Raw genomic sequence first — 8551 nt, forward strand, 5'->3', positions numbered from 1 at the left:
GGACAATAGCCGCTAGGGCGCTGGAGCTAGACAGTAATCTAAGTTCAAAACTTATACTTTCCGTTCATATCAAAAAAAAGGATAGACGTATGTCTATCCAGTTATTCTTCTTCCCTTTTTTCTAAAGGCTTTTCATCCTTATGCAGTTGGTGAAGAAGTGTATCGATTCGATTCCCGTAATCGATCGATTCATCCCATTCAAAGATGATCTCAGGGGTTTTTCGAAGACGAATTCGGTGGCCTATCTCGGTCCGAATAAAGCCTTTCGCTTTGGCTAGACCCTTTAAAGTATTTTCCCTTTGTTCTTCATCGCCTAATACGGAAATATATACTTTGGCTTGTTGTAGATCACCTGTTACTTCAACATCGGTAACCGTAACAAAACCAATCCGGGGGTCTTTAATTTTACGACCGATAATGTCACCCAGTTCTTTCTTCATTTGTTCTCCAACACGATTTGCTCTGTGGCTCATCACATTCACCTCTTAACTTAAAGCCATTCAATCTCGGTGATCGTTCTCTCTATTTCTGGAAAGGAGTCAATTAATTTTAACGCATTATTCAACTCATGTTCCGTGTTTACACGAGTGGAAGTGACGACAACGATCCCAATTTTCGTCCGCTGCCACACATCCTGAAAGCCTACTTCAGCTACAGAAACATTAAATTTCTGTTTTAAGCGAGTTAGGATCCTTTGCAAAACCGCTCGTTTCTCCTTTAACGAATGCGCATCATAGATTATACATTCGCATTCAGCAGCACCGATGATCATTTACGTTCAATTTCTTCCATTACATATGCTTCAATGATGTCTCCTTCTTTCACATCATTAAAGTTTTTAATGGTAATTCCACATTCGTACCCTTGTGCTACCTCTTTTACGTCATCTTTAAAACGTTTTAAGGCATCGATATTACCTTCAAAAGTGACAACACCGTTACGAATTAAACGAATACCGCTATCACGGGTAATTTTTCCATCGGTCACATAAGACCCAGCAATGGTACCAACCTTAGAGACTTTGAAAGTCTGGCGAATTTCTGCTTGACCGATAATTTTCTCTTGGAATTCAGGATCAAGCATCCCTTTCATTGCCGCTTCAATCTCTTCGATAACTTTATAAATAATGCGGTGAAGACGAACATCTACTTTCTCAGCTTCTGCTGCACGTTTCGCATTAACATCTGGGCGGACGTTAAAACCGATAACGATGGCATTCGACGCAGCGGCAAGACTAATATCCGACTCATTTATCGCACCAGCGCCACTATGAATAATTCTGATGTTGACACCTTCAACATCTATTTTCTGTAATGAAGCGGCAACGGCTTCAGCAGAACCTTGAACATCTGCTTTTAAGATGATATTTAGGTCCTTCATTTCACCTTGCTTCAATTGATCAAATAGCGTTTCTAGACTGACAATCGATTTTTCACCACGTTGGGCTACCAATGCAGTTTGAGCTCTTGCTTCCCCAACTTGACGTGCAGTTTTTTCATCTTCAAATACAACGAAACGGTCCCCTGCCTGCGGTACGTCATTAAGTCCAGTTATTTCAACCGGTGTGGACGGACCTGCTTCTTTCACGCGGCGGCCTTTGTCATTTACCATCGCTCGTACACGACCGAACGTGTTACCAACTACGATCGGATCACCAATTTTTAATGTACCGTTTTGGACAAGTAAAGTTGCAACAGAGCCACGGCCCTTATCCAATTGAGCTTCAATAACAGTTCCTACAGCTTTTCGATTTGGATTAGCTTTATATTCCTCTACCTCACCAACAAGAAGGATCATCTCTAATAAATTATCGATTCCTTCACCTGTTTTTGCAGATAGTGGAACAAAGATAGTATCCCCGCCCCAAGCCTCTGAAACTAAACCATGTTCTGTTAATTCCTGCATAACACGGTCTGCATTGGCAGCTTCTTTGTCCATTTTATTCACTGCGACAATAATTGGAACCTCAGCAGCTTTAGCATGGTTGATCGCTTCAACCGTTTGTGGCATAACACCATCATCAGCAGCTACGACAAGGATAGTAATATCAGTAATTTTAGCCCCACGTGCACGCATTGTCGTAAAGGCAGCGTGTCCTGGAGTATCAAGGAAGGTTATTTTTTTGCCGTTTTCAACTACTTGATACGCACCAATATGTTGGGTAATCCCACCTGCTTCTCCTTCCGTTACCTTTGTATTACGAATCGAGTCAAGCAAGGTTGTTTTCCCATGGTCAACGTGACCCATAATTGTGACGACAGAAGGTCTTTCCACAAGAGTTCCCTCTGAATCTTCAGTAAAGTATACTTCAAGGTCAGTGGTATCCACTTTAATTTCTTCTTCAACCTCAACACCATACTCACTTGCAATTAATTCGATCGCATCTTTATCTAACACCTGGTTAATCGTAGCCATTACTCCAAGTAAAAAGAGCTTTTTAATAATTTCCGAAGGCTCACGATACATCTTTTTCGCTAACTCACCAACCGTTAGAGATTCACTAAAAGTAATTTTAGCTGGAAGTTCCTTCTCTTTTTTCTTCTGTGGTTGTGCTTGTTGAACTGGCGTATGAGTCTTTTTCTTATTTTTATTATTATTATTATTATTGCGATTTTGATTATTATTATAAGGTCTGGACTTTGCTTTATCAGCATTATTGAAGACCTTATTCTCTTTGGATTGATTTTCCTGGTTTTGCTTTTTGCCTTCTACCGCTTTTGGAGGCGAAACCACTTTTACTTTCGTTGGAGCAACATTATTATCGGCCGCTTCTTCAAATGCTTTTGCCGTTTTGGTTTGCACTTGCGGTCTTTGAGCCGACTGAGCAGACCTTTGATTTTGACGTTGCTGCCCTTGACTTGGTTGTGAGTTCGTTCGTTGTGACTGCTGTCCATTTTGTTTATTCTCTTGTTTTTGTTGTGGTGTGTTGTTTTCTTTTTTGTTGAATGCTGCGTCAAGCTTTTTAACGTCTGCGTCTTCTATTGTTGCCATATGATTGGAGACCTCTATATTCATTTCTTTTAGTTTTGTGATGATTTCTTTACTTGAAATGTTGTGTTTTTTTGCATACTCATATACACGTATTTTACTCATCTTTTCACCCCCGCTAGATTTAATCGAGCAACGTTACCATTTTTTTTGCAAAGCCATCATCCAGTACAGCTACAACAACGCGGGCTTCTTTGCCAATCGCTTGGCCAAGAAGATGACGATTTTCCACAAATTTATATGGAACCTCATACGAATTACATTTATCAGTAATTTTTTTTGTCGTATTTGCAGAAGCATCTGCGGATAATAAAATGAGTCGTGCTTTTCCGCTTTGAATCTGCTTCACGGTTAGCTCCTCACCTGATATGATTTTACGTGCTCGATTGGCCAAGCCAAGCAATGACATCCATTGATTTTCTTTCATTTGGATTGTCAATTCTCCTTCTCTATAAGCTCAAGTAGCTCTTCGTATAACGAATCATTTATAGAAACCTGTAAGTGATTAGATAGGGTATTTTTTTTCTTGGCAAGTAAGACAGCTTCCTTGTCCTTAGAAAGGTAGGCACCCCTTCCGGATTTCTTTCCCGTCAGGTCGATGGATACTTCCCCCTCTTTTGAGCGAACGATGCGAACTAGTTCTTTTTTCGGCTTCATTTCACCGGTTGCTACACACTTACGCATAGGAACTTTTTTCTTTTGGTTCACTCATCATTCACCTCACTTTTTAATCCAGCTCTTCTTCATAATCGAAGTCATTTTCAACTTGATCATCAAAAAGCCTAATGGTTTCTTCACGCGGATAGATACCAATTTCGCGTGCATCTGTTTCTGATTTAATATCAATTTTCCAGCCTGTTAATTTCGCTGCAAGGCGGGCATTTTGTCCACGTTTACCAATTGCCAATGAAAGCTGATAATCAGGAACAACAACAGTGGTTGCTTTTTCATTTTCATTCACCATTACATCTAACACTTTAGACGGGCTTAAAGAGTTTGCCACAAAAACAACCGGATCCGCTGACCACTTAACTATATCTATTTTCTCACCTTTTAATTCATTAACTACCGCTTGAACCCTTGCTCCTTTAGGTCCAACACAAGAACCAACAGGATCTACCTCAGAATTATCTGAGTGAACAGAGATTTTCGAGCGGTCTCCTGCTTCACGGGCAACTGATTTAATTTCAACCGTGCCGTCATAAATTTCCGGTACTTCAATCTCAAACAGACGTTTTAAGAGGCCTGGATGTGTCCGCGAAACAAATATTTGGGGACCTTTGGTCGTTTTTTCTACTTTTGTAATAAATACTTTGATTCGATCATGGGGTTTATAACGTTCATTAGGCATTTGTTCATTCATTGGAAGTAATGCCTCAATTTTCCCAAGACTTACATATATGAATTTGGAGTCCAGTCTTTGAACGATACCAGTCATAATATCTTCTTCACGGTCAATAAATTCTGAATAAATAATTCCTCGTTCAGCTTCCCTGACACGCTGCGTTACCACTTGCTTAGCAGTTTGCGCCGCAATCCGACCAAAATCTTTAGGCGTGACTTCCATTTCAACAACATCTTCAACTTGATAATTTGGTGAAATTTGTCTCGCATCCTCTACCGAAATTTCAAGTCGAGGGTCAAATACTTGATCGACCACTTCTTTTCTAGCAAAAACACGCATGGATCCTGACTGTAAATTTATATCAATCCGAACATTCTGGGCCTGATTAAAATTACGGCGATATGCCGAAACAAGTGCTGCTTCAATTGCGTCTATGATAACCTCTCTGGAAATACCTTTTTCTCTTTCCAGTATATTAAGAGCATCTAATAATTCGCTGCTCATCTTAGTGTATCCCCCTATCTTTTCCTATTATTTCATTACGAAAAAGTAACCGCTAAGCGCGCATTTGCTACCTTTTCATAGGGAAGTTCAATCGTCTTCTTACGGGTCTTTATTTTCATTTCAATTTTTAAATGTTGTCCATCAAATTCTAATAAGGTCCCTTCAAAGCTTTTTTCCCCATCGATTGGTTCATAAGTTTTGATAAAAACATTTTTACCGATTGCTTTTTGAAAGTCTTTATCTTTTTTTAATGGACGCTCTGCCCCAGGTGAAGAAACTTCAAGAAAATAGTTATGGGGAATCGGATCAAGCTCATCGAGTTTTTCGCTGAGTTTTTCGCTAACGAGTCCGCAATCTTCAATATCAACACCGTTGTCTTTATCGATATATACGCGTAGAAACCAACTTTTCCCTTCTTTCACATACTCAATTTCCACTAATTCTAAACCAAGTTCTTGAAAAATAGGTGCAGCCAATTCTTCTACAACTTCCGTTACCTTGCTCATGCTTTACCTCCTTTTCCGATAATTTCACCCATATTGTATGTAGTTCACGGAAAGTTTTATCAAGTTATACTAAGAAAAAAAGTCGTATACAAAAAGGAAAGAGCGGGTTTCCCCACTCTTGTTCACGAGAGTATTTCTTAGTATTTCCAATAAAACTATACCATAACCATCAATTTTATGCAAATAGCTTCGCCGTTTGTCAAGCATTTTCCTATTTAAAACAACGATAACTGGTTTTGCTCTGGAAGGGATGCGAGGCACCCCTGTTTGTCCAAATATTCAAGGATGGTTTTCGATACTTTTCCGCGTTGCTGCAAATCTTCTTTAGATAAAAACTCTCCTGATTCCCGAGCTTTGACAATATTATAGGCTGCATTCGTTCCGAGACCCGGAATCGAATTAAATGGCGGTATTAAGGTATTGCCTTCAATGATAAATTCAGATGCAGAAGATTTATATAAATCGTAGTTTTGGAATACGAATCCTCTTTCTGTCATTTCTAAGGCTAGTTCTAAAACCGTCAACAAGTTTTTCTCTTTGTTTGATGCTTCCAGGCCTTTAGCATTGATTTCCTCAATTTTAGCCCGAATGGCTTCTGAGCCGCGCGACATCGCCTCTATGTCGAAATCTTCAGCACGAACAGTAAAGTAAGCGGCATAATATAGAAGCGGTAAATGAACCTTGAAATNNCATAGGCAGCAGCGTGTGCTTTAGGGAACATATACTTGATCTTTTTACAGGAGTCAATGTACCATTCCGGAACCTCGTTTTTCCTCATCTCAGCTTCCATTTCTTCACTTAATCCTTTACCTTTACGAACTGATTCCATAATTTTAAAAGCAAAGGATGGGTCCAATCCCTGATAAATAAGGTAGACCATGATATCATCCCGGCAGCCAATTACTTCACTTAGATTACATGTTTTATTATGGATTAATTCCTGAGCATTCCCCAGCCATACATCGGTACCATGTGACAGGCCTGAGATTTGGACTAATTCAGAAAAAGTAGTAGGTTTTGTATCTTCAAGCATCTGACGAACAAAACGCGTACCAAATTCAGGGATCCCCAATGTCCCCGTTTTACACATAATCTGTTGTTCTGTTACGCCTAATGACTCGGTGCCGCTGAAAATCTTCATAACTTCAGGGTCATCAGTTGGAATTGTTTTTGGATCCATCCCGCTCAGGTCCTGAAGCATCCTAATGACGGTCGGGTCGTCGTGCCCAAGAATATCGAGCTTTAAGACATTATCATGGATGGAATGGAAATCGAAATGGGTGGTCTTCCATTCTGAATTTCTATCATCTGCTGGGAATTGAATCGGTGAAAAATCATAAACATCCATGTAATCAGGGATTACAATAATCCCCCCCGGGTGCTGTCCCGTTGTTCTTTTAACACCTGTACAGCCTGAAGCAAGTCGTTCTACTTCTGCCCCGCGGAGTTGAAGATTGTTATCCTGCTGATATGCCTTCACATAACCAAAAGCTGTTTTATCTGCAACCGTACCAATCGTCCCTGCACGATAAACATATTCTTCTCCGAAAAGAACCTTCGTATAGTTATGGGCACGCGGCTGGTATTCTCCCGAGAAGTTTAAGTCGATATCGGGAACCTTGTCCCCTTTAAATCCAAGAAACGTTTCGAACGGAATATCGTGTCCGTCTTTATGGTATTTCCCACCGCATTGCGGGCAATCTTTATCAGGTAAATCAAAACCAGATCCAACCGATCCATCATTAAAGAATTCTGAATGCTTACACGTTGGACATACATAATGTGGAGGCAGTGGGTTGACTTCGGTAATTTCTGTCATGGTCGCAACCAGTGATGAACCGACGGACCCCCTTGAACCTACAAGGTAGCCGTCATCCAATGATTTTTTTACTAGCTTATGTGAAATCAAATAAATAACGGCAAACCCATGCCCAATAATACTTTTCAATTCTTTTTCTAACCGGGCTTCAACAATTTCTGGCAAATTATCACCGTAAATCTTACGTGCCATTGCGTAGCTCATTTCACGCATTTCTTCATCGGCACCCTCAATTTTCGGTGTATACAAATCATCTTTAATTGGTTTAATGACTTCAATCATATCAGCAATTTTATTTGTGTTTGTGACGACTATTTCTTTTGCCTTCTCTTTTCCTAAAAAAGAAAAAGCATCCAGCATTTCATTGGTTGTTCTAAAGTGTACATCTGGAAGTTCATGACGGTTGAGCGGATTAGCTCCCCCTTGCGAATTAATTAATATTTTGCGATAAATTTTATCATTTTCGTTAAGGTAATGAACATTTCCTGTGGCAACGACTGGAAGTCCTAATTTATCTCCCAAGTTAACGATTTTCGAAATAATGTCTTCCATTGCTTTTTCATCGCTCACCAATTCCATTTCAATTAACGGTGCATTGACTTCCTTTGGCATGACTTCAATGTAATCATAAAAGCGGGCAGCGCCTTCCACTTCCTCAGGAGATTTTTGCATCATCCCCTCAAATACTTCTCCTTTATTACATCCGGAGCCAACAAGAATCCCTTCTCTGTATTTTTGTAAAACAGATCGAGGCAATCGAGGGACACGATAAAAGTATTCGAGGTGGGAAATGGATACAAGTTTAAACAGATTCTTTAAACCTGCTTGAGTTTGAGCTAATAATGTACAGTGATACGGACGAGCACGTTGGTAGGCATTGCCTTTACCCATGTTATCATTAAATTGATCATGATATTCGATTCCTTTTTCAAGTGAATCTTTTAACATTTTCAAAAGTAAATAACCAGTGGCCTCAGCATCATATATTGCTCGGTGATGCTGGGTTAATTCAATATCAAACTTCTTAGTTAGTGTATTTAGACGATGGTTTTTCATCTCAGGATAGAGAAAACGTCCAAGTTCAAGTGTATCAATAACAGGATTCTTTGCCTTGTCATAGCCTATTTTTCTATATCCGACATTGAGGAAACCCATATCAAAGGAAGCATTATGGGCTACAAGTACAGCATCTCCAGCCCACACACTAAAATTCCGAAGAACTTCCTCTATTTCCGGAGCCGTTTGGACCATATCATCGGTAATTCCTGTGAGGTTAATAGTTGTTGCCGATAAACGATGATGTGGATTGGCAAAGGATTCAAAACGGTCAATGATTTCTCCATCATGTATTTTCACAGCAGCAAGCTCAATAATTGTATTATACACGGC

Annotated in this window: 7 protein-coding genes and 1 pseudogene; all 8 read right to left on the minus strand. The window is 39.8% G+C overall.

From position 1 onward, the window contains the following. Positions 1–101 precede the first annotated feature (101 nt). Positions 102–473: a 30S ribosome-binding factor RbfA gene (gene rbfA, locus V7659_RS10290; RefSeq protein ID WP_026566472.1), complete on the minus strand. Its 372-nt coding sequence runs from the start codon at positions 471–473 to the stop codon at positions 102–104. 17 nt (positions 474–490) lie between these two features. Continuing rightward, positions 491–772, minus strand: a complete 282-nt coding sequence (locus tag V7659_RS10295; protein WP_335539893.1) for a DUF503 domain-containing protein — start codon at positions 770–772, stop codon at positions 491–493. Continuing rightward, positions 769–3093 (minus strand): translation initiation factor IF-2, encoded by a 2325-nt coding sequence (infB, locus tag V7659_RS10300; RefSeq protein ID WP_335539895.1) that lies wholly within the window; start codon positions 3091–3093, stop codon positions 769–771. Before infB ends, V7659_RS10295 begins: the two co-directional genes overlap by 4 nt. A 19-nt stretch (positions 3094–3112) precedes the next feature. Further along, complete coding sequence (locus V7659_RS10305; RefSeq protein ID WP_026566469.1) at positions 3113–3415, minus strand: YlxQ family RNA-binding protein; 303 nt, start codon at positions 3413–3415, stop codon at positions 3113–3115. 8 nt (positions 3416–3423) lie between these two features. Then, a complete protein-coding gene (gene rnpM, locus V7659_RS10310; protein ID WP_144549055.1) occupies positions 3424–3696 on the minus strand; it encodes an RNase P modulator RnpM in 273 nt (90 codons plus the stop codon). Between the two features lie 19 nt (positions 3697–3715). Then, positions 3716–4837, minus strand: a complete 1122-nt coding sequence (gene nusA / locus V7659_RS10315; protein WP_335539899.1) for a transcription termination factor NusA — start codon at positions 4835–4837, stop codon at positions 3716–3718. Between the two features lie 35 nt (positions 4838–4872). Beyond that, on the minus strand, positions 4873–5343 hold the full coding sequence (gene rimP, locus V7659_RS10320) for a ribosome maturation factor RimP (RefSeq protein ID WP_026566466.1): 471 nt from the start codon (positions 5341–5343) through the stop codon (positions 4873–4875). Between the two features lie 215 nt (positions 5344–5558). Further along, positions 5559–8551: pseudogene (locus V7659_RS10325) on the minus strand (PolC-type DNA polymerase III); the annotation flags it as partial.

The sequence above is a fragment of the Neobacillus drentensis genome, assembly GCF_036966985.1.
Taxonomy (GTDB): Bacteria; Bacillota; Bacilli; order Bacillales; family Cytobacillaceae; genus Neobacillus; species Neobacillus drentensis_E.

Bases quoted from the DNA above. Each gene is read 5' to 3' on its own strand.
- rbfA (WP_026566472.1), bottom strand. From the start codon at position 473: ATGAGCCACAGAGCAAATCGTGTTGGAGAACAAATGAAGAAAGAACTG.
- V7659_RS10295 (WP_335539893.1), bottom strand. From the start codon at position 772: ATGATCATCGGTGCTGCTGAATGCGAATGTATAATCTATGATGCGCAT.
- infB (WP_335539895.1), bottom strand. From the start codon at position 3,093: ATGAGTAAAATACGTGTATATGAGTATGCAAAAAAACACAACATTTCA.
- V7659_RS10305 (WP_026566469.1), bottom strand. From the start codon at position 3,415: ATGAAAGAAAATCAATGGATGTCATTGCTTGGCTTGGCCAATCGAGCA.
- nusA (WP_335539899.1), bottom strand. From the start codon at position 4,837: ATGAGCAGCGAATTATTAGATGCTCTTAATATACTGGAAAGAGAAAAA.
- rimP (WP_026566466.1), bottom strand. From the start codon at position 5,343: ATGAGCAAGGTAACGGAAGTTGTAGAAGAATTGGCTGCACCTATTTTT.